Origin of the sequence: Dyadobacter linearis (assembly GCF_907165045.1) — a bacterium.
GTDB lineage: Bacteria > Bacteroidota > Bacteroidia > Cytophagales > Spirosomataceae > Dyadobacter > Dyadobacter linearis.
Map to the genome: position 1 here is coordinate 139,091 of NZ_CAJRAU010000006.1, position 23,609 is coordinate 162,699.

Consider the following 23,609-nt stretch of genomic DNA (forward strand, 5'->3'; position numbering starts at 1 on the left):
TTGTTTATTATTTTCGTGTATTATATTAACTCCACTAAAAATTGAATAACGGCTAAATTATGGAAGACGAATTCGCTAAAAAAAGAAATATCCGTCCTACTGAAAAGTCTAATTTACCGGTCGTTACACTGTTGGTGTTAGTTCTTTTGGTATTAGCCATGCTTTATGTCGGCTATGAATATATCTCTGATAGTTCTTCCAATTCCGAGGAACTGACCTCCGTAGTGGTAGACTCTACATTAAGTGAAACCACTGTGGGTGAACCGGTTACCGACGAGCCGCTCGATGTAGTAGAAACCGAAAAAGCCGAACCTATTACCAAAGATCCTGTTGCAGAAAAGCCGGCAGTATCTGCAAAAGAAACCAAACCCACTGTATCTGCTGCTTCATTGGGCGGACAGGAAATCACGCATTCCGTACAAAGCGGCGAAACGTTTTCCAGCATTGCATCCAGATATAACCTCAAAACTGAAACTTTACAGGGCCTTAATCCTGGTGTATCTGATGTTAAGTCAGGGGTTACCAAGTTAAAAATCCAGGTGCAGACGGTCCACACGGTGGGGCCGGGCGATGTACTGAGGGTAGTTGCGGGAAAATATGGCGTGACAAAAGAAGCATTAATGAAAGCAAATGGCAGGTCGAAAGACTTTTCAGAGCGCGGCGAAAAACTGATTGTTCCTTTCGCTTCCAGAAAATAGAAAGCACTTTCCTTCAATACAAAAATCCCGACTCAAACCGAGCCGGGATTTTTTTGCACTTATAGGAAGGATTTATAATACTTTATCAAAAACCACCTGGTCCTCTTCCACCGTCTCCGCGGTTTCGGAAGCCGCCGCCTTCTCCCTCGTAATCACGTCTGCGGTTGCTGTCTCCAGATGGCATTTTACCGAAATTCTTCAATGTATAAGTGAAAGTCAGCATCGCATATTGGGTCAGCACACGGTTGGTAACGTCCTGCACGTAAGTTTCGGTTACATTACGGGTGATGCTGTTGTTTTGTTTCAGGATATCAAAAACGGTCAGTTTGAGCTCGCCAGCATTGTTTTTCAGGAATTTCTTACCCACGCTCGCATTCCATAAGGTGAAGTTTTGATTAAAGCCTTCTCCCAGCCCACGGTACGATTGATTGTTGATATCACTCTGCACCACAAATCCCTTACCAAATATCCAGTTTACCCGACCGGTAACACCCTGCGTATAATAGTTATTGTTCAGATTCGGCTGAATGGAGTTGCGGACGATATTGTAATTTCCGGAATAGGAAACCGTAAAATCCAGCTTTTCACTCACATTACTGCTTAGCACAAGTCCCTGAGATACAGCATAAGTATTAGAGAAATTGGGCACATTGTTGATCATCCCCGGCGATCGCACATAGTTGAATCCGGTCGTAACATTCAGGTTCAGTTTCAATGGCGCAATTGGTTTTCCATAAGCCAGGAACGAGCGTGCATTCCAGCTTCCGTCCACGTTGATCGGCGAAGTCAGTCTCGCGCCGCGTTCCAGTACAATTCCGCTCGGCAAAGTCGTTGGTTCCTGCGCGATAATCGTCGAATTCACGATAGCATTGTTAGTTTGTGTCAAAAAAACCATCGCATTCAGGCTGTACGGACGGGCTGCCCCTGCAAGTGAATAGCGCACATTGAACATATTGCGGTATTCCTGTTTCAGATTTGGATTACCTGCGGTCAATGAAAGCGGATTGCTGTTGTCGATCACATTCTGCAACTGCGAGATCGAAGGCTGGCTGGTCGAGCTGCGGAAAGATGTCCTGAACTGCGTACCCGTTTTCGAGCGGTAAGTCAGCATAAAGTTCGGCAGGAAATTAGTGAAAGACTGATCCACTTTCGTATTATAAGGCGCAAGCTGCTGACTATACAGACCTGTATTCTGAAAATCGACACCCAGGTTCGCCGACCAGCTGTTTTTCCGGTAGCGATAGCCCAGCCCGGCGCGGTTAGTCACATAGCGGTTGTCAAAATTGTTGGAAAGCAATGTGTCCAGATCCGTGTAAGTATTTTCGTCGAAACTCATATTGAAAGTCTCTCTGCTGGAATTACTGTTACTCACGGTCAGCCCGTAGTTCAGCTGTAACTGTCCCGTTTTGCTGATCGGCTCGGTGTAAATCACATTCCCGCCAAGCGTAACTCCGTCGGAATAGGTATAGCTCAACTGATCGGTTGTATCGCCTCTCACTGAAAACTCGGGAAGGCCGAAATTGGCATAATATAAGTTACGGGAATATAGATTCCGTGTTCCATTGCGGTCGTTCAGCTGGGTATTTACGTTCAAACTGATCGTGCGGCCCTTTTTCTCAAAACTGTGGCGAAACAAAAGATCATTTGAAAAATTGTAGCCTTTATTCAAATTGCTTTGCGTATTGTCCAGCCCATTGATCTTGCTCCCGTTGGCCAGTGTGGTAAGTCCCGTTTTGAAACTCCCCGACTGGTTATCCTGGAAATTGAGGCGCGGCGTTACGATGAGTGAATTTTTGGGGTCAATATTATATTCAACTCGAAAGTTCAGGCGGTGATTTGCATTGGTACTTGACGTGCGGCTCGCTTCATTGTAAAACTGGTTGCTGTCTGCCTGCGCCAGAAAATATTCCTGCGAAGTAGTTTGCTCATTTACATTCCCGGTGCGGTTGAAAAAATAGCTGCCGGTTACCTCCACTTTTTTACCAAACTTATTGGCATAGTTGAGTCCGAAAGAATTGGTACCGGTAATGCCGCTCTGGTTTCCAACCATAAAGTTACCCGAAGAGCCGCCGCCACGACCGCCGCCGCCTGTTACCCCCAGCAGATCCTGGCCCGAGAAATTCTGCATATTGATATTGTTACTCAACCCGATCACCGAAATGCGCTGGTCGCCTTTGAAGAAACTGACGTTACCGCCCGCCTGGTACCGGTTATCTAATCCATAACCAGCAAATACCTTCCCGAACTGGCCCATTTTGCGATCGGCTTTGGTCACGATATTGATCGTTTTCTGCCCGTTCCCATCGTCAAATCCAGTGAACTGCGCCTGGTCACTGAGCTTGTCAAAAACTTCGATTTTATCAACAATTTCTGCGGGAAGAGATTTTAAGGTAAGTGCGGCATCGTCACCGAAAAACGGCTTTCCATCCACCAAAACGCGGTTTACAGTTTCTCCATGCGCAGTTACCGTTCCATTTGTAACAGTAATGCCAGGCATTTTCTGGATCAGATCTTCTGTCGTTGCATCAGGATTCGTCTTGAATGCGGCCGCATTGAATTGGGTTGTATCACCCTTCTGCTCCATCGCCGTCACTTGCCCGATTACTTTAACTTCTTTCAGGTTTGCGACTGCTTCGGTGAGCTGGATCGTGCCCAGATCCTGCGATTCGCTGGTAAGTGTAATTATTTTGGTAAAATCCTTATAGCTGAGGTAAGTTACCTTTACCAGATAGGCGGTTTCTTTGGAAAGTCCCGTAAAAGAAAACTTACCATTTACGTCCGTAGTAACATATTCCGGCTTGGCATCAGGAACATTCCTGCTCACCGCGACATAGGCGCCTACCACCGCAGACCGGTTCAGGCTGTCAACAACGGTGCCCGAAATTTGGGCATTCTGTGCCTGAGCTAAGCTGCCAAATAGCAATGCCAGGATCAGTACGGCGGAGGAAATATATCGTTTCATGATTTCTGTAAAGGTTTCTGGAAGTTTAGAGCGATCCCCGCAGGGAAGGTTTAACTATAACTCCCAAATAACCCCCACAATCGATAGAAGCCCCAACTTTTACCGATCAATCAGCCATATACGTCGACGAGTTTCAATCACCTATTTAAGCCATTTTTTCAGCAAACCTTCGTATTGACTGAGAAATAGCTCGTACGCCCGTTTTAATTCCGGGAGCGCTTCGGCCAGCGTGCTCGTATCGTCAGATTTCAGGCGCCATTCTGCATCGCGCGCAATCTCGGCTACCTGTGAAACGCCCACGGTTCCGCCACTTCCTTTCAATGTATGCAGATTGCTTTTTACAGTCGGAATATCCCCCGCCGCAAATGCAGTGAGCGCCCCTTCCACGAGCTCATTGGATTCTGTAACGAAGTCTTCAAACACTGACCATACCAGATCTGCGCCTCCTATTCCATTCAGCTGGTCGATGATTTCTTTGTCCAAAACAGGAATCACAGGCTCGGCAACAGGCGCGAGCTGAACCGGTTCCGGCTTGGCGAGATGTTTATTTCCGATTAATTCACGCACTTTCTGTACCAAAGTCTGCGCGCGGATTGGTTTTGCAATATAATCGTCCATTCCCTGACTGATAAACCGGTCGCGGTCTTCCTTCATCGAATAGGCTGTCATCGCAACGATCGGCGGCAGTGCCTGAAATTTTTTGCGGAGCTCCTGCGAGGTTTCCACACCATCCATATCCGGCATTTGAATATCCATAAAAATGATATCATAAAACGGCTGCCCTGCATTGAAACGCGCCTCCACGATTTCAATAGCCTTGAAACCACTCTCTGCCAGATCCACTTCACAGCCCGACTTTTTCAGGATTTCATTAGCCACTTTCCTGTTCACCGCATTATCGTCGACCAGCAAAATGGTAGGATGATAATTGGCGAATACGTTCTCAATGGGTACCTCTTCCAGCTGCGCGACGTTACTTACAAGCGCGCCGGTGGTTTCAGTTGTTTCAAATGTAAACCAGAAAGTGCTGCCTTGGCCCAGTACCGATTCCACGCCAATATCTCCATTCATTAATTCACAAAGCTGCTTTGAGATCGCGAGCCCTAGTCCCGTTCCACCGAAGGATTTGCGGGAAGAATTGTCTAGTTGTGTAAAAGAAGTGAACAAAATCTGCCTGTCAGTAGCGCTGATCCCTATTCCCGAATCCTGCACTTCCACTTTGATCTTATTTCTGATCCCATCCTTCTTTAACAGTGTTAAGAAAACTTTCACTGCGCCATTTTCTGTGAATTTGAGCGCATTGGAGGTTAAATTCGATAGTATCTGTAAAAGTCGGGTTTGGTCGGCAAGAATGAAACGTGGAATATCTTCGGCGATATGGTAGGTAAGTGTATTGTTTTTGCTCTTCGCGGTCTGCCCGAAAAGTGAAACCAGTTTTAGCAAAAGCTCTTCGACCGAAATCGGGCTCTGGTGCAGTTCCATTTTCCCGGCCTCAATTTTCGAAAGGTCAAGAATATCATTTAAAATGTTGAGCAAAGTTTCCGACGAGCGTTTGATCGTCAACACATAGTCGCGCTGCTCTACATTCAAAGGCGTTTCGCCCAGCAAGTCGATCATCCCGATCACGCCGTTCATCGGGGTACGTATTTCGTGGCTCATATTCGCCAGGAAACCTTCTTTTACTTTCAACGACCTTTCCGCGTGCTCTTTCGCTTTCAGCAATTCGAGCTCATTCCGTTTCAGCTCGGTAATATCGCGGGCAAGTACCGCCACTTCTGTCGGCTTACCTTTTTCGTTCGAGAACATCAGCATATTGATCATAAACTGCCGCTCGGTACCGTCTTTTCGGGGCAGCGTGATCTCGAAATTGCGCAGACTTTTTGTTTTCCGAAGCCGGATCAATGCAGAGTGTATCCGTTTTTTATCCTGAAAAAATTCAAGCACTTTGTGCCCGATCACTTCCTCTGGCAAATATCCCAGCCTTTTCAGCACCGACTGGCTGATCATCGTGATCTCCCCCTGGCGGTTGATCCGGCAATAGATATCCTGTAAATTTTCAAATATCCCCCTGAAAAGCTCCTCACTATGCCGGAGCGATAATTCCGCTTCCTTACGCCGGGTAATATCCCGGGCGATACCCGATACTTCCTCGATCACTCCATCTGCGTAGTGAATAGGGTTCAGGTAAAATTCAAGCCACATATTCCCACCATCGTTCCGATCGATCTTGAACTCAAAATACTGCGCCTCGCCCCTAAGTGCCTGACGGTATTTGGTTTCCAACGTGCGGCGGTTGCTATTACCCACCATCCGCCAGCCGAATTTCTCCGTACTCGATTGCAGCGACGGTCTCACACCCAACTGGTTCTGAATCAGATCAGCATAGTTTCTATTAAAAGAAGTCAGTTGCAGCGACTTATTCACCGACCAGATTAAATGCGAACTGCTATCGAAGATCGCATTCAGCCGGGCTACATATTTGCTCAGTTCCTCCTCACTTTGCTTTCTGGCGATCGCGAGCGCAACCTGCCCTGAAATGAATTCCAGCAGTTCCAGGTCCCGCGCATCGAACATATTGGGATCGTCGTACGATTTCACGCCGATTATTCCGGTAACCCTGTCCCCGATGCGCAGCGGCACACAAAGCAGCTGCTTTGGTGTAATTCCGTATAAATAGAGGCTGTTGGTTTTGGCCAGCTGCTCGATATCTCCATCCGAAAGAAAGAGCGGCTTATTAGAGGCGATCGCATATTCAGTTACCCCATTTCCCAGCTTCCTTTTCGTAAATCTTACATTGCCCTGAAAGTACTGATCTACGTAATAGGGAAAATAAATGAAGCTTTTGCTCGGATCGTAAAGCGCAATGAAAAAGTTTTTAACATCGATAATCTTTCCTAGCTCTTCATGAATGCTTTGGTAAAAATCGTCGAGGTTCTGGGTGGTAACAGTCCAGTTTGCGATGCTGTAATACAGGTTCTGAGCCTTTTCAGCGCGTATTTTTTGGGTAAAATCATTTAAAATAAACCTGAAAGCATTCGGTTTCCCACTGTCGTACCGGCAGTTCACACTTCCAGCCACAAACACTTTTTTCCCTTCCCTGCTCAGAAAAACCGCCTCGAATCGCGGATTAGGATTGCCCAGCTCAATCTCTTTCAGCTGCGCGAGTGCTTCCTCCTTATGCTGTGGATGCAGAATATCTTCCATCCGCATCGACGCGATTTCGTCTAGGCCGTAACCCAGCACTTCGCGCCACGCTTTGTTGACGAATATGAACTTCCCGTCAATCGCCACCAGCTGGATCAGGTCGCTGGTATTGTCCACCAGGTCCTGCAATTGTGAGTTGGATTTGGAGATCGAAGATTCCATGCGCCGCCGCCGGGTAATATCATCTCCGACTAGCGTAATGCATTCTATCTCATCGTTTTCCCGCTGGATCAATACGGAATTGATAGAAAAAGTACGGACTGTTCCTTTTCGAGCGATAAATGGAATTTCGCGCTGTTCGAGCTTCCTTTTGCCCTGAATACCTTCTTCCAGCATTTGCCTTACTTCGTCTTCTTCATCCTTCGGGATCAACCTGTCGAATATACTTTGCCCCACCAGATCCGATTCCAGCCAGCCCGTTTTCATCAGTGCGTGGGCGCTGATATTTCGGATCACGAAGTCAGGCGAAAAGGTAATCCCAATCAAATTAAGGTGTTGCAGTGTAGCGTGTATAGTTTGCCAGTGAGTCTGGGACAATATCATTTCCATGGTTCGGGATCAGGGCATATTTAAGGTTCTCTACAATTCTTTATTCGATAAATCTACGAATTAAGACGTAATTTTGGTCTGTGAAAACGAATTATAAAAAACCCGATGAATGGAAAGTCAGGGCCAAAAAACACCTCGGCCAGCACTTTTTAAAAGACTTAAATATCGCACAACTCATAGCCGACGGACTGTCCGGTCACAGCGGTTATAAGCAGGTTCTGGAAATCGGACCGGGTATGGGCGTACTTACCCAATTCCTCTTGCCGAAGACTGAATTTACCACCTCTGTGATAGAAATTGACCGCGAATCGGTCGCCTATCTGCACGCACATTTCCCGCTGCTTTCAGAACGGATCATTGAAGGTGATTTTCTGAAATTCAATCCGGCGGACCACTTTTCGGAGCCTTTCGCGATCATCGGAAATTTCCCCTATAATATCTCTTCCCAGATCTTTTTCAGGGCGCTCGAAATCCGGGACCGCATTCCGGAGATCGTTTGCATGTTGCAGAAAGAAGTTGCGCAACGCATTGCTTCGCCGCCGGGAAATAAGGACTACGGAATCCTGAGTGTGTTTTTGCAGGCATTTTATGATATTGATTACCTGGTAACCGTGCCGCCGGGCGCGTTTAACCCGCCGCCAAAAGTCCAGTCGGGCGTGATCAGACTTCGACGTAATCAGGTTACGCATTTAGATTGTGATGAGAAAAAGTTCTTTACTGTTGTAAAAACGGGCTTTAACCAAAGGCGAAAGACACTGAGAAATGCCTTGAAGCCGATAGGCACATTTCCAGAACACCCACTGCTCGACAAGCGGGCCGAACAACTGAGTGTCAGCGACTTTGTTGAGCTCACAAAAATCGCCGAAACGCTCTCCAACGATCCAATATCCTCGTAGAAATCGAGTTAAGCTAAAAGCAAACCGCCCACCCGCTAAAAGCTGCGACAATGACATTTGAATTAACACAACTATACGTCGACCATATTCAGGAGCTGATCGAGAAGAAGGATTCTGCTGCCATCCGCGGCGAGATGGAGAACCTTTTTCCGGCAGATATTACCAGTCTGGTATACGAGCTCGAAACGGAGAGCGCGAAATTTCTGGTTAACCAACTTAACCTGGAAACCGGGGCGGCGATCCTGGCTGATATGGACCCGGACGAGCGCCGCGAGTTTTTGAAGGCATTTACTTCCGAGGAAATTTCGGGTTTTGTCAATCTTTTCGATTCTGATGATGCGGTGGATTTGCTGAATGAGCAGCCAATACGTGTCAGAGAGGAGGTTATTGCCCTTTTGGAAGACCGTGAGCAGGCGCGTTTTATCCTTGATCTGCTGCATTACGATGAAGATGTGGCGGGTGGTTTGATGCAGAAAGAGCTCGTGAAAGCGAATGTAAACTGGAATGTAAATCAGTGTATTGAAGAGTTACGGAAGCAGGCGGAGGATGTTGGGAAGGTGTATGCAGTGTACGTGGTGGACGATTTTGGCAAGCTGCACGGGATATTATCTCTCAAAAAGATCGTATTAGCCCATAAGAATACCAAGATTGAGAGTCTTTACGACAAGGATGTGATTTTTGTGGAAACGTACCGTCCTGCCGTAGAAGTAGCGGAACTTATGCAACGCTATGACCTTGATGCACTGCCGGTTGTGAATGTGCAGGGGAAGTTATTGGGCCGTATTACGATCGATGACGTGATCGACGTGATCACCGATCTCGCCAGTTCGGACACACTGGCAATGGCGGGTATTACGGGTGATGTAGAGGAAGATGATACGATCTGGCAACAAACCAAAGCTCGCCTTCCCTGGCTTCTGGTGGGAATGATGGGAGGAATACTCGCCGCGAAATTCATCAGTTTTTTCGAAGGTGATCTTAAAATAATCCCCGCAATGGCTGCATTTATACCTATTATCGGCTCAACCGGCGGGAATGTGGGCATTCAGACTTCTTCGATTATCCTGCAAAGTCTGGCTGATAAAACGGGGATTGATACCACGGTGGGCCAGCGTTTGATCAGAATGTTTGCAGTTGCATTTATCAATGGCATGATCATCAGCCTGATCGTTTTTGGATTTAATCTACTGATAGGCAATGAATTGAGTCTCGCAATTGTGGTTTCGACTGCGTTGATGTCTGTTGTGTTCCTTGCTTCCTTTATGGGCACGATAACCCCCATTTTACTGGAAAGAATTGGCATTAACCCGGCTGTGGCCTCGGGTCCGTTTATTACAACGGCCAATGACCTGATCGGTTACGGTGTATATTTCGGTCTGGCGCACATGCTGCTGCATTTATAAAACCGCAAATTTAGCATTCGCTTAGGCTGATCGGAATATTCACTGCCAGGCCACCTTCCGAGGTTTCTTTATAGCGATTGTTCATGTCCAGCGCGGTCTGCCACATGGTTTTCACCACATTATCAAGTGACACTTTCGCATTCTGAGGATTACTCTGCAATGCAAGCTGACAAGCAGTGATCGCCTTGATCGCGCCCATTGTATTCCGCTCAATGCAAGGGATTTGCACCAAACCACCCACGGGATCACAGGTAAGTCCGAGATGATGCTCCATTGCAATTTCCGCCGCCATCAGGCACTGCTCCACCGTTCCGCCCGAAACCTGGGCCAATCCAGCCGCCGCCATTGCAGACGATACACCGATCTCCGCCTGACAGCCGCCCATTGCCGCAGAAATTGTCGCGCCTTTCTTGAATATGCTACCTATCTCGCCTGCAGTAAGCATGAACTTGAAAATATCCTCTTCGGTACCTCCGCAAAAAGTGATACAGTATTGGATCACAGCCGGGATTACGCCCGCGGCCCCATTTGTTGGAGCTGTCACTACCCTGCTGAATGAGGCATTTTGCTCGTTTACAGCCAATGCAAAACAACTGACCCAGTCGAGCGTGTAATTAAATCCGGCGCCGCCGCTACGGATTCTGCTCATCCAGTCGGTACAGTCGCTGCACGTTTGTTCTTTGAGTAATTTCTGGTTTAATGCGGCTGCGCGTCTTCTTACCTGCAATCCGCCGGGAAGCTCGCCGCTGGTTTGGCAACCGAGGAATATGCTATCCTGCATGGCGTGCCAGATATGCATCAGCTCGCTTCGAATAGCGTCTTCATTCTTCCATACTTTCTCATTTTCCAAAACGATTTCCCAGATTGCCTTGCCAGAAGATTTGTGCCATTTTAGCAGATCTGCGGCATAGTCGACGGGATATGGTAATTGTACCGGCGTCGCAGAAGCATCCTTTTCACCTTCCTGAATGACAAAACCGCCGCCTATCGAGAAGTAGGTTTCTTCAACTATTCCACTAACGCCACAGTCTGCGACAAATTTTAAACCATTAGGGTGAAAGGGAAGCGACTCGTTTTTGTGGAAGATAACATTGTCTTTTTGAGCGAAGCGAACTTGCATTTCACCGTGCAGCATGGTGGTTTCGGTCGCAGCTATATCTGCCAGTATCTGGTCAATCGAAGTTGTCTCAATGGTAACCGGATCGTACCCGCTTAGTCCTAATATCACGGCGATATCGGTACCGTGCCCCTTTCCGGTTTTGGCCAGAGAACCGTATAAATGGACGTTAACCGAAATCACCTTTTCCAGGTCAACACGGCTTTTAATCACATTAAGGAACCGCTGCGCCGCCCGCCACGGCCCCAAAGTGTGAGAACTCGAAGGCCCGATACCAATCTTAAAAATATCAAACACCGAAATCCGTTCCTCCTTCATTTGTGAAAACTTGTGCTACTTGTCAACAATCACTTTCCCGGCGACCTGGCCGTTGATCGTTACAATGTACAATCCTTCTTTGAGTTCTGATATGTTTATTTTCTCTTCGCCTTTTTGTAAAATCCGCGAAATAGCCATGCGGCCGGACTGAGTTAATATTTGGACTTCTGACTCAGTTTCTTGATTCCTTGGTTTAATAACAATATAATCTTTGGCAGGCGAAGGAAAAACCTGAGCTGAACTATATTTCCCCAGATTACTAGCGGCGATTTTTGAATAGGCAAAGCTTCCATCCAAATCCTGCATTTTCAGGCGATAGTAATATAAATCGCTCGTCAGGTTTTTGTCAAGATATTCGTAATCCGTATTTTTTTGATTTTCCCCGGAAACAATAGATACTATTTTGATAAAATTGACACCATCCTCACTCCTCTCCACATCAAAGTGACTGAATCCGATTTCAATCGCGGTTTTCCAGCGTAACCGAATTGCATTTCTTTCTTCCTGCTGCGCTTCAAATGAGACCAGTTTTACGGGAAGCGGCGGTTCATTCAGACAAGCAATCTGCATTTTCTGCGCATTCGCAGCCAGTCCAAAATCTGGGTTATTAATGATCGTATTCCCGTAGGTCGATAAATTCGTAAAATCTCCGTTCAGGCTTACCCTGCGCCCATTCATTCCATCACACCAATCGTCGGTCCAAGTCCAGGCGAGCCAGCCTACATTGTGCGTTTTGCAGCTTTGAAGGAGATCGGTATAATTGGCAATCGCATTGGAACAGGGCCCGGTGGCATCCTGCACATTCGCAATTTCACCCAACACAACCGGAAAAGTCGCATCCGCGATTTGCTGAACCCGCGCTTCCATTGCAGCTGCATTATCCGCATACCAATATCCGTGTGCGCTCATGATCACATTATGAAGCGGATCCTGCGTTTTTAGTTCTTCTCCCGCTTGCAAAGCAATGTCAAGACTTTGCCCGCAATCCGGCGCATCTATCATGATCGGCACCTCTATTCCTGCCGTTCGAAGCTCAGAAATGACATTTTTATAATGATTCAGCCAGGTAGTGTATGCGGTAGTTTGGTTTGAAGCCCATTTGACATTCCCGAATTCATTGGCCACATTGACGATCACAAAACCCCGGTGCTTATTCACCAGATCGAGTACCTCCTGCTGTTTCCACCACGGAAGTACCATCGTATTGAATTTTGCATAATCATCTGAGCAAGTCACATCATGCAATTCAATAATCGACATAATACCAGCCTTGCGAAAGCGGGTTACGACAACATCTAAATCTGCTATTGAATACGTTTTCCAGCCGCTCTGCCTGTTTGCATACCATTGAATACGAACCGAATTAGGATTGGCTTTGATGATTTCGGCCGAAAGTTCGTCGTTCACATTCGTCGGATCTCCATTAATATTTGCTGGAAACTCCCAATCATCGGCCAATGAATAATTCACGCCCATTGGGACAAACGGTTGATCGCAGGGGCTCAGGATACTTTTGCCTTGGGTGTGAATGGTTCCTTCCGCGTGCGTCGGCTCCTCGGTTAAGGGAGCGCACGACGGAGCATCCGCAATGCTATAATTTTTAACAAAATCCCAGATTGCCTGGTTTGGATTGAAATTTGAAGTCACCGGCCAAGCGTGCCCCATTCCCTGCACCCTGATCAGGGAAACTTCCTTTGTTGCAGGCGGACTACCAACGCAAAATTTCAGCTTCGTTACATTGGGAGCGATCACCTCGTTGGGCAAAGTGTAAGTGGTTTTATTGCAACTGTAATACGACCATTGCGTCAGCGGCCACTCCGTCCAGGGTGTGGGTGTGTGATTGGGATCCGGATAAGTGACAACTGCATCTGCATCACCGTGAATGTGCAGGATCGGGACGGGTTTAAAATTGGGGCTGCTGAAATAAGAATAGTTTCCATTATTCGCATACATATTTCCGGCAACCGGCGCGAATGCAGCGATTTTACCGGGTAAGTTGACCGCCAGATTATAGGTCATAAATCCGCCAGCCGACAGTCCGGTCGCGTATACTTTCTTTGCGTCGATATGATAGGTATTGCAGAAATAGTCAATGAGGTCGGAAGTGAATACTGCATCTTTGGTTTGGTCGATCGCACGGTGCCAGCCGCCGCCATCTGAATCTGCATTTGGATAAACGACGATAAAATTATTTGCATCGGCAGTCGCATTGAACCCCGTCGTGTTCCTGATATTTGCGCCCGACCCGTTATCGCCGTGAAAAACAAATAGTAGCGGCAGGTCCTCCGGCACTGACGTGCCCGGCGCGTGAAAAATAAATGTGCGGGTTTTCCCCGAAGAAGTAATGGATCCACTTACGTCTAAACCCCAGGAAAGATTAAGATTGGTTAAACTAGATATCAAAAAAAGCGTTACTATGCGCATATATCTTTTCATAACCCACTCAATGTTAGTATGTAAGAACCAAAATCAAATTGAAGGTAGCATTAAAAAAAGAATATATTCTATCATAGCATTCAAACTAATTCGTCATTTATTTCTCGGTTTGGAGATTATTAGGTTCAGACTTAAAATTTTGAAAAAGCTATTTTAGAAGAATTAAGTGATCGGAATACTGGCTACTTTTGAATGTTACAATTCCAGGGTTATAAGCATTTTATGATAGCAGTTGTTCAGCGCGTCAGCAGCGCATCCGTCACGATCGACGGGATGGTTAGCGGAGAAATTCAGGCAGGATTTTTAGTATTAATAGGAATAACCCACCTCGATACTAGCGAGGACGTAGAATGGCTCGGGAAAAAGATTGTCGGCCTCAGGGTATTCGGCGACGAGGAAGGCAAAATGAATCTAGATCTAAAATCAGTCGATGGTAATATCCTGCTTGTAAGTCAGTTCACTTTGCACGCTAGTACAAAAAAAGGGAACAGACCTTCATTCATTGAAGCAGCGAAAGCAGATATCGCTATTCCACTATACGAGGAAATGATCAGATTTTTAACCAGAGAAACAGGTAAACAAATCCAATGCGGCCAATTCGGCGCCGACATGAAAGTAGCCATACTAAACGACGGCCCCGTAACCATCATCATCGACTCGAAGAATAGGGTTTAAAGGAGGAAGGGAGGAAAGGAGGAAGGGAGGAAGGGAGGAAAGGAGGAAAGGAGGAAAGGAGGAAGTTACTAAGTTGTCGACTCTCCGCGATCGCCTCATTCACAAAACACATAATGCCACACACCAAAGAAAGTCGCAGCGCGACGCAACACAAGTAGTCGCAGAGCGACGTAACATCGGTAAAACATGACAATACAGCAAGCCCAGGACGACGTTGATCAATGGATCAAAACCTACGGTGTCCGATACTTTTCGGAACTGACGAATATGACAATCCTGACAGAGGAAGTAGGCGAAATGGCCCGGATCATGGCGAGGACTTATGGTGATCAGTCTTTCAAAAAGAGTGATCTCGGAAAAGACCTGGGCGATGAAATGGCGGATGTACTTTGGGTATTGATCTGCATTGCAAACCAAACCGGCATTAATCTGACTGAGGCGCTGGAAAAGAATATCGCCAAGAAAACGGAGCGCGATAAAGACCGGCACAAGCAAAACCCGAAATTATTATAGCAGGTACGAAACGCAAAAAAGCCCGATAAATCGGGCTTTTTCACTGCTATATCTGCAAAATTACATATCAAGTAATAACCTCATCGGATCTTCCAAAAGCTGTTTTACACGAACCAGGAAGCTCACTGAATCTTTTCCGTCGATTGTACGGTGATCGTAGGAAAGTGCTACGTACATGATCGGGCGAACAACGATTTGTCCATCCACTACAACTGCACGCTCCACGATATTGTGCATTCCCAGGATCGCCGATTGAGGCGCATTGATAATCGGTGTCGACATCATTGAACCGAAGGTTCCGCCGTTTGTAATTGTAAAAGTTCCGCCAGACATTTCATCCATGCCCAATTTACCGTCCCGCGCACGCACTGCAAGCCGAACAATTTCTTTTTCAATAGCTGCGAAAGAAAGTGTCTCTGCATTGCGGATTACAGGAACCACCAACCCGCGAGGCGTTGATACTGCTACTGAAATATCCGCGAAATCGTTATAAACCAGCTCTTCTCCGTCGATAGACGCATTCACTACGGGGAAGTCTTTCAATGCAACCGTAACTGCCTTTACGAAGAATGACATAAAGCCCAGACCGACTTCGTGTTTCTCCTTAAACTTATCTTTGAATTTGTTACGCAGATCCATCACCGGCTTCATATCCACTTCGTTGAAAGTGGTGAGCATGGCTGTTTCGTTTTTCACAGCTACCAGTCGGCGGGCGATCGTTTTACGCAACGATGACATTTTCTCGCGGCGTTGCGATCTTGCTCCTGCTGGTGCAGGCGCGGCTGCAGCTGGTTTCGCAGGTGCACTTGCTGGCTGAGCCGCAGCGGCTGGCTTGCTGCCGGCTTTCAACGCATCATCCTTCATTATTTTTCCACCTGATCCCGAACCATTTACATCTTTCGGATCGATACCTCTTTCGGCAAGGATCTTAGCTGCAACCGGGGAAGCGTGTTTTTCACTATATGCTTTGTCGCCCTGGCCGGCAGATGGTGCCTGTCCGGCAGCTTGGGCTGCTGGCTGGGAAGCCGCAGATCCGCCTGCACCCGGCTCGATTGTACAAATAACTGCACCGATCGATAAGGTATCTCCTTCCTGGCCCACGATTCTTAACGTTCCAGCGGCTTCCGCAGGAAGCTCAAAAGTGGCTTTATCAGATTCCAGCTCGCAAAGGATTTCGTCCACTTCCACGTGGTCACCATCTTTTTTGCTCCAAGAAGCAATGGTAACCTCCGTGATCGACTCGCCTACTGCGGGCACTTTCATTTCGTATGCTTTGCCACCGGCAGCGGGAGCTTGCGCAACAGCGGCAGGTTCGGCAGCTTTATCTTCGACTTTATCTGCGGCCGGTTCTACTGGCGCAGCAGCTTCGGGTTTCGCAGCATTTGCATCTTGCTTGGGAGCAGACGGGGCGGCTCCGTTTGCGGCTGAATCGATCGTGGCGATCAGGTCACCGATGTTGAGCGTATCTCCTTCCTGTGCTTTTATGTGCAGGGTACCTTCTGCTTCCGCGGTCAATTCAAAAGTTGCTTTATCTGAATCCAGCCCGCAAATAACTTCGTCCATTTTAACAAAGTCACCGTCATTTTTGAACCAGTTCCCTATTGTAACCTCCGTGATAGACTCGCCAACAGGCGGTACTTTTATTTCAATTTCAGCCATTTTATCTGCAATCTTGTTGTCGAATTAAGTCTTAATTTATTGAAATTATCATTCAAAAGCTCTGGAAATAATCTCAGCCTGCTCTTTCGCATGAATTTTCGAGAAGCCGGTCGAGGGCGAAGCGCTTGATTCACGGGCGATTACTGACAGAGGTTTAGCACCTTTGTACATCCGCAACATGAACGTCCATCCGCCCATATTGAAAGGTTCTTCCTGTACCCAATATACTTTTGCATCAGGATATTGATTCAAATGCGCATCAACCTGCGTTTGCGGGAAGGGGTGCATTTGTTCAAGACGAATAATTGCGACATCGTCCCTCTTATCTGCCTGCTGTCTTTCGTAAAGTTCATAATACAGCTTTCCGGTGCACAGCAGCACTTTTTTCACTTTCTTCGGATCTGCGTAAGTATCTCCGATCGTTTCCTGGAAAGATCCGTTCACGAGGCTGTCCATCGGAGAAATACATAGCGGGTGACGCAGCATCGATTTTGGCGACATTACTACCAGCGGCTTGCGGAAAGGAAATTTCAACTGACGGCGCAGCAAGTGGAAGAAGTTGGCCGGTGTAGTTACATTGGCGACGATCAGGTTGTAATTAGCTGAAAGCTGCAAATACCTTTCCGGGCGCGCATTAGAGTGTTCCGGTCCCTGGCCTTCGTATCCGTGTGGCAACAGCATTACCAAGCCGGTCCAGCGATCCCATTTGGTTTCACTTGAAGTCACAAACTGATCAATGATCACCTGGGTGCCATTTGCAAAGTCTCCAAACTGCGCTTCCCAAATCACCAATGCATTCGGGTTCGCCATGGAATAGCCGAATTCAAAACCTAAAACCCCATACTCAGAAAGCAGCGAGTTGTAGATCATAAATGGACCCTGACCTTCCTGAATATGTTGCAAACTGTTGTAAGCCGCATTCGTTTCCACATCCCGTAGCACCGCGTGACGGTGTGAGAATGTACCACGCTGCACATCTTGTCCGCTCAGTCTTACAATATTTCCTTCAACAAGAATAGAACCGTAAGCAAGCAGCTCGGCTGTTGCCCAGTTCACTTCTTTTTTATCAAATATCATCTGCTCACGATCTTTCAGCAGCTTGTCAATTTGTTTTAATCTGTTAAAATTCTCGGGAGTTGTCGTCAGCGCCTTACCGATTTTTTGAAGTACGTCCAGCGGCACGCCAGTCTCAGGTGATTTTTCAAAATCCTCTGGTTTCGACTTGCGCAGCGTATGCCACTCCTGTTCTAATTTTGGTAAAGTATAAGGCAACGTCTTTTGCTTCACCATATCCAGACGCTCCTGCAACAGCTGTTTGAACTCTTTGTCCATATTAGCTGCGAGTTGCGCATCAATGTCACCACGCTCTGCAAGTGTTTTTTGATAGATTTCCCTCGGATTCTGGTGATTTTCGATCGATTTGTAAAGAACCGGTTGTGTAAACTTAGGTTCATCTGCTTCATTATGTCCGTGACGACGGTAGCAGACCATATCGATAAAGATGTCCTTATTGAATTTCTGGCGGTATTCCACAGCCAGTCGCATACAGTAAACAACCGCTTCCGGATCGTCACCATTTACGTGCAATACCGGCGCGTCAACGATTTTGGCGATATCAGTACAGTAAATACTAGATCTCGCGTCGATGAAGTCAGTTGTGAAACCAACCTGGTTATTGATCACAAAGTGAATGGTACCACCTGTGTAATATCCGTTCAGCGCCGACATTTGGGTTACTTCATACACGATACCCTGTCCTGCAACAGCCGCATCGCCGTGGATCAGAACAGGCAGAACGCGATCGTAATCGCTGTCGTACATGCCGTCAGCACGGGCGCGGATATAACCTTCAACCACCGGATTAACTGCTTCCAGGTGAGAGGGGTTTGGTGCAAGTTTCAAATGTACCTTGTTTCCGTCTTTCGTAGTTATCTGGCTTGCGAAACCCATGTGGTATTTCACGTCACCATCACCCCAAACCTGATCTGGCAAATTACCTTCGAACTCGTTAAAGATCTGTCCGTAAGTTTTCTGCATGATATTGGCGAGCACATTCAAGCGTCCGCGGTGCGCCATTCCGATCATCACTTCTACCACGCCCATTTCGGCGGCTTTGTTGATCATCGCGTCCAGTGCGGGAATTGTAGTCTCCCCACCTTCCAGTGAAAAACGCTTTTGGCCAAGGTATTTGGTGTGCAGGAAATTTTCGAAAACTACCGCCTCATTGAGTTTCGACAAAATATGTTTTTTCTCATCTACTGAGAAATCCATATGCAATGCTTCTTTCTCAATTTTCTTGCGCAGCCAGCTTTTTTGCTCGCGGTCGCGGATGTATAGATATTCGAAACCGATATTTCTGGTATAGATCGTTTTAAGCGATTCTACAATTTCTTTCAGTGTAGCCGGTCTTCCAAAAACCTCAACTCCCGCTTCAAAAACGGTTTCGAGATCTTCGGGGCCCAAATTAAAATCTGTGATTTCCAGTTGTGGCCGACGGTCTTTTCTCTTCTGAATCGGGTTGGTTGTGGCCATTAAGTGACCACGTGAGCGGAATCCGCGGATGAGGTGAACCACCTCCATTTCCTTGCGTATTCTGCCAGGATCGGGCTTTCCAACGGTGGCAGCTTCTTTGCCGGAAGCGGCTGCGCTGGTGTGTCCGTTTCCGTTTATCGGATACTTCTGAAAGAAGTCAAACCCTTCGAAAAATTTCTGCCAACCTTCGTCGACTGAGGTGGCATCTTGCTTGTAGGAATTGTACAATTCCTCTATGTAAGAGGCGTCGGAATTAGCTATATAAGTGTATTTATCCATCACAAAAGTGATTATTTCATTTATGGCACAAAGGTACGAGACTTATGTAAAGATTACGAATAAAATCTCCTTTTAACTTGATTGAAAAACATTTCCATTGGTCACAGGACTAATATTTTTGAAATCCTTTGGGGTTCGGAACAAATTTCAGCATAAGCTCGTGAACACCCTTCGGACCCGAATATGAGGCGTAAATTTGCTCTGCTGTACGGGTGCTGTAAAAATACCCCAGCCGCACATTCCGGCCCACCTGGACCTCGGCAGATAATTGCAAATAATCGACATTTGAAGAGAATCCACTATATCCTCCGCCAATCCGGTAGGAAGCACCAATACCCACTTTTTCACTAAACCAAAAACGCGTACCAAGGTCGAACCTCAGCTTGCGATCTTTCTCCTGAACAAACAAAACATGCGGCAACATCAATATCTCGTCGCCCACATCATAGCTGCCTCCGGCCATGATGTAGAGCGGCCGCCGGTAAACATCCAGCGCAGCCTGCTGTCCCAATCTCTGACTCAGCAATTCCGGCTTCGACACACCAATATATAATTGATCAGACCGAAGCCAGGCACCAATACCAAACGTCCCCAAAGCGCGGTTGTTGCTCAGATACCCCGATTGGTCCGCCACGGGCAGTACATTAATCCCGCCCTGCGCCCCTAATCCGAGTTTCCAATCATCAGAAAAAGCCAGGTGATAAGCAAATGAGGCCGAGAAACCGGTTGTTGTAAAATAACTCGTCTGATCATTAAGCGCCTGAAAACCAATACCGAATTTCCCATTCGCCACGGTACCGTCGGCCGCAAAAGTCTGACTCGAAGGTGAGTTCCGGATATTGATCCATTTCCGACGGAACATCGCCGTCATATTAAAATCTTCCCGAACGCCGGTAAATCCCGGGTTGATCGACATCGGATTCTGAACATATTGTTCGTAAAGCACCTCGCGTTGTGCAGATACTGACTGCCAGCCTGTTGCGAGAAAAAGCGCTGCGATAAGAAATCTCCTCAAAGTGTAATGTGTGTTCATTCTGTTCAAATTTTTGTAAATAATGCTGTACAGATACCAAAAATGGCAGAAGACGTGATCTTCTGCCATCTTAATAACCGTATTAATTTGAGTTTATACTTATCAAAACAATTAAAAATCGTAGCCTAATGTTACGTAAGGAATAGCTTTGTTTGTGTAACCGTTGTCAACTCCCCACGCATAATCGAACTTCGCGTAAAATCCGAACAATGTCGTTCTCACACCCATTCCATAGCCCATTAAATACGGGTTTTTATAGTTTGTAACTGTCGCGCGGAAAGGATCGTCCTCAGTACCAATGATCTGTGTATTCAAACTGTTGTTTTCACTAAACGGCCCCTTCCCTGTCCAGGCAGTTCCAATATCGCCAAAACCGACGATCTGGAAGTTCCGCAGGAAGCTGGAAGTAATAGCGCCGCGATACAGGTATTTCACCAGCGGAATGCGGAGTTCCGCATTTACGAGCATATAGCTGGTTCCTGAAAGCCTGTTCAGATTGAAACCACGCAGGTTGGTGGCAAAATCAGCAAAGAAAATATCCCGGTTATCTCTCTGAAAATTCAGCGGATTCTCGCCGGTACGGTTTTCCTTCCTATTTCCGAGCCAGTTTTCCATTCCGCCCAGAATATTTTGTTTTGGCGCTTTTCCCCCTGAGTGGCTGGCAGCCGCGCGGATCGCCAGGATCAGGTCTCTGTGAATTTTCTGATAGTGACGGAAATCAAGACTTACCCGATTGAAACTTTCATTTCCATTCGTCAGCCCCTGATGCATATCGTAGCGCAGTTTGAACCGCGTACCTTCCATCATATTCATTCCATTCACACGCGTATTATCGAACACATATTCACTCCGCAACCCGCCATAATTGGACGCCATATCCGGATTAGCCAGTATGTACACGTCGATCATTCGCGTCGATGAAAACATCGGCGATAACGAGAACCTGCTGGTTGTTGAAAACGGATACGAAGCCGTGAACATCAGTTGATTGAACCGGTATTTCTGAGGAGCACCCTCGGTATCGACATACAAACTCTTGCGGTCAAAACGAGCGCCGAAGTCGATGCGGTAGGTGTTATTCATGTATTCACCAAACAAATCGGTGTTCCTGAAATTCGACGAAAGGAATACCCCGGCTTTTATCACGTGGTTTTCCAAAAGGTCATTCATGGAGATCGACTGCGCGAAACCGAATCCTCTGATCGGATCGATGCGCCAATCGGAGCTGGCATCGTTTGTTATAAATAAACCTTTGTAATTGGTAGGTCCTTTAATTGCGATATTCTCACGAGTCGCCTTCGGTCGTGATAATGCGCCCGGAGTAGTCGGGAAGCTTCCGCGGTTTCTTCTGGATTCAAAGGATTTCAAAACATCCTCGTCGAATTCATAATTGTCCGTATCAACCTCTCCATTTTTCAAAGCCAGTTTCGGCGTTTCGGAGGCTTGCTGAGCTGCTTTTGCCGCGGTATCTGGTTGCGCAGCTGCATTACCACCGCCAGCCGCCGCAGTACCCGGGGTCAATGCCGGCGTATTGATCGCAGCGTCAATATTGAATGAATTCTTGTACGCAGCTACATAGTAACCATCGTTTAAATACGTGTACGCAAGCGCACCGCCCGATTTGGTGTTGACATCGGCGTTGCGGATATTCTGAATGTGATTGGTAAGCTGCGAGGTCGAGGAAGAAGCTCTGTTATATCTGAACAGATTATTCACTCCTTTTCCATTTGACAAATAGACAATATCAGTTGCGTCAGCATACACAGGCACTATTTTCGACTTTCCATCACCCTGCACCAGCTTGATCATATTGGAAGACCTTGGCGTACCGTCGTGCTCGAATATTGTATATAAAGAAGAAATCGATTTGTAATTTCCTTTGTCACCGGTACCCACAGAGTCAACAGGACGATTTGAAGAAAACACTACTTTCCTGGAAGAACCCTGAACGAACCTGGGTGAAAGGTCGTCATAAAGGTCATTGGTCAATGCAAGCGGCGAAGCGCGAGCTACGCTGATCAGGAACAAGTCATTCTGCCCGCCTTTGTCAGCGCTGACAGCCAGCATGGTACCGTCATTTGAAACGTCCATATCTACGATCTGGTCAAGTCCGCGGATATTGCGTTTCAACTTCACCTTCACCTTTTTAGTACCTATATTTTCATAGATATACAAATTCTTTCGATCGTTTTCGGTAGCAAGGATCGCAAGTTGGTTGTTGCGGAACCAACCCAGCAAAGGAGGCTGTGTTTTTGCTCTTCCACCTACCAGATCCAGCTTGCCCTGACGCACAATTTTCTTCGAACCGCTCTCACTATCAAATATATACACCCTATACCGGCCGTTTTTGATCTCGCTCACAGCAGTAAACTTTTTGTCCTGAGAGATCTTGATCACCGCACTTGCGTCGGACACATTGAATTCGTTCAGCTTATATTTCCACGACGGGCTGGGCTCGGCGTAAAACTGCTCGGCATTTTTGTTTTGGTTGAGATAATAGGCTTTCCATTCGCGCAGGAAGCGATTGTAGGATTGAATGCCCAATGTACTTGTGATACTGGTCTGCTCGGTGCGGATAATGCGGGTAAGGTTGAGAATATCAGATATTTTGTCCTTTCCGTAGCGCTCGGCAATGTAGTTCCAAATCGACTGTCCGACCAGCGTCGCGTCGTTTCCGGTCATTAATGTAGGCTTTCTTACATTCCGGTTTTTGAAAAAATCCCGCATGTAATCGTTCAGCTCAGGCGACCAGCCGTCGGCAATGTAAGCCGCGGTACCTGACATAAACCACTCAGGGAGCGTCAGAAGCAAGGAACTTTGCAGCGCCTCCTTCATATTGCCGCCGTAAAGCATATCGTAAACAAAGAGCAAACTAATATCCTTCACCAGCTTTTTACGAAAACCAACCTGATCTCCGGTATACGCCACTTCTACGCGCGACTGCGAAAGGTCCAGCTTTTGTTCATTGAGGTTATCCAGCGTAGACAGGCCCATATTGCTCTGTTCCAGCTCGGCGGGAGAATTGTAAAGGAAGATCTTAACGCGGCTGTAAGGAGTCCAGCCAAGAATATCTGTGATTTTATCGAACTCACTTTCAGCATATTGCGCAGTCAACTTGGCCAGCGCAGTTCCACCCTGATAGTGGTAAATTTCGAAATTGGTGGTCCGGAAAATCTTCCAGTTGAAGGTTTTGTACTGAATCCGGTTTTTGCCAAATGTTTCCTGAGAAGGATAGCGTTGCGCAACTGACTGGGATACAACTCCTAAAACCGCTAGTAAACCGACCGAAAAGGTTAATCTGTATATGTGTTTTATGCTCATAAATGCTTAGGCTG

General features: G+C 46.9%; 13 protein-coding genes. 5 read left to right on the forward strand and 8 right to left on the reverse strand.

The genetic code is table 11. The annotated features are described in order from the left end of the window. Positions 1-59: 59 nt before the first annotated feature. Positions 60-698, forward strand: a complete 639-nt coding sequence (locus tag KOD92_RS19840; protein ID WP_215235337.1) for a LysM peptidoglycan-binding domain-containing protein — start codon at positions 60-62, stop codon at positions 696-698. An 85-nt stretch (positions 699-783) separates the two neighbouring features. Here KOD92_RS19840 and KOD92_RS19845 read toward each other — a convergent pair whose 3' ends face one another. Together KOD92_RS19845 and KOD92_RS19850 are read right to left on the reverse strand one after the other, a co-directional pair. Continuing rightward, positions 784-3,660, reverse strand: coding sequence for a TonB-dependent receptor domain-containing protein (locus KOD92_RS19845; protein WP_215235338.1), 2,877 nt, complete (start codon positions 3,658-3,660; stop codon positions 784-786). A gap of 141 nt (positions 3,661-3,801) precedes the next feature. Then, on the reverse strand, positions 3,802-7,413 hold the full coding sequence (locus tag KOD92_RS19850) for a PAS domain S-box protein (RefSeq protein WP_215235339.1): 3,612 nt from the start codon (positions 7,411-7,413) through the stop codon (positions 3,802-3,804). Positions 7,414-7,493: 80 nt separating this feature from the next. On the opposite strand from KOD92_RS19850, the gene rsmA reads away from it, so the two are divergent. After that, complete coding sequence (gene rsmA / locus KOD92_RS19855; RefSeq protein ID WP_215235340.1) at positions 7,494-8,309, forward strand: 16S rRNA (adenine(1518)-N(6)/adenine(1519)-N(6))-dimethyltransferase RsmA; 816 nt, start codon at positions 7,494-7,496, stop codon at positions 8,307-8,309. A 50-nt stretch (positions 8,310-8,359) separates the two neighbouring features. Next, on the forward strand, positions 8,360-9,712 hold the full coding sequence (gene mgtE, locus KOD92_RS19860; RefSeq protein WP_215235341.1) for a magnesium transporter: 1,353 nt from the start codon (positions 8,360-8,362) through the stop codon (positions 9,710-9,712). Between the two features lie 10 nt (positions 9,713-9,722). On the opposite strand, the gene KOD92_RS19865 is transcribed toward mgtE, so the two are convergent. Together KOD92_RS19865 and KOD92_RS19870 are read right to left on the reverse strand one after the other, a co-directional pair. Continuing rightward, positions 9,723-11,147, reverse strand: a complete 1,425-nt coding sequence (locus tag KOD92_RS19865; RefSeq protein WP_215235342.1) for an L-serine ammonia-lyase — start codon at positions 11,145-11,147, stop codon at positions 9,723-9,725. A 15-nt stretch (positions 11,148-11,162) separates the two neighbouring features. Further along, positions 11,163-13,583, reverse strand: a complete 2,421-nt coding sequence (locus tag KOD92_RS19870; protein ID WP_215235343.1) for a cellulase family glycosylhydrolase — start codon at positions 13,581-13,583, stop codon at positions 11,163-11,165. Positions 13,584-13,805: 222 nt separating this feature from the next. Here KOD92_RS19870 and dtd point away from each other — a divergent pair, with 222 nt between their 5' ends. Together dtd and KOD92_RS19880 are read left to right on the forward strand one after the other, a co-directional pair. Further along, complete coding sequence (dtd, locus tag KOD92_RS19875) at positions 13,806-14,258, forward strand: D-aminoacyl-tRNA deacylase (protein ID WP_215235344.1); 453 nt, start codon at positions 13,806-13,808, stop codon at positions 14,256-14,258. A 186-nt stretch (positions 14,259-14,444) separates the two neighbouring features. Continuing rightward, a complete protein-coding gene (locus KOD92_RS19880) occupies positions 14,445-14,771 on the forward strand; it encodes a nucleotide pyrophosphohydrolase (protein WP_215235345.1) in 327 nt (108 codons plus the stop codon). Between the two features lie 60 nt (positions 14,772-14,831). Here the strand turns inward: KOD92_RS19880 and odhB are convergent, their stop codons facing one another. The 4 genes from odhB to KOD92_RS19900 all read right to left on the reverse strand — a co-directional run bounded on the left by odhB (position 14,832) and on the right by KOD92_RS19900 (position 23,595). Beyond that, positions 14,832-16,430, reverse strand: coding sequence for a 2-oxoglutarate dehydrogenase complex dihydrolipoyllysine-residue succinyltransferase (gene odhB / locus KOD92_RS19885; RefSeq protein WP_215235346.1), 1,599 nt, complete (start codon positions 16,428-16,430; stop codon positions 14,832-14,834). A 48-nt stretch (positions 16,431-16,478) separates the two neighbouring features. After that, complete coding sequence (locus tag KOD92_RS19890) at positions 16,479-19,241, reverse strand: 2-oxoglutarate dehydrogenase E1 component (RefSeq protein ID WP_215235347.1); 2,763 nt, start codon at positions 19,239-19,241, stop codon at positions 16,479-16,481. Between the two features lie 109 nt (positions 19,242-19,350). Further along, positions 19,351-20,274, reverse strand: a complete 924-nt coding sequence (locus KOD92_RS19895) for a PorP/SprF family type IX secretion system membrane protein (protein ID WP_215235348.1) — start codon at positions 20,272-20,274, stop codon at positions 19,351-19,353. Between the two features lie 111 nt (positions 20,275-20,385). Continuing rightward, positions 20,386-23,595 (reverse strand): hypothetical protein, encoded by a 3,210-nt coding sequence (locus KOD92_RS19900; protein WP_215235349.1) that lies wholly within the window; start codon positions 23,593-23,595, stop codon positions 20,386-20,388. Positions 23,596-23,609 lie beyond the last annotated feature (14 nt).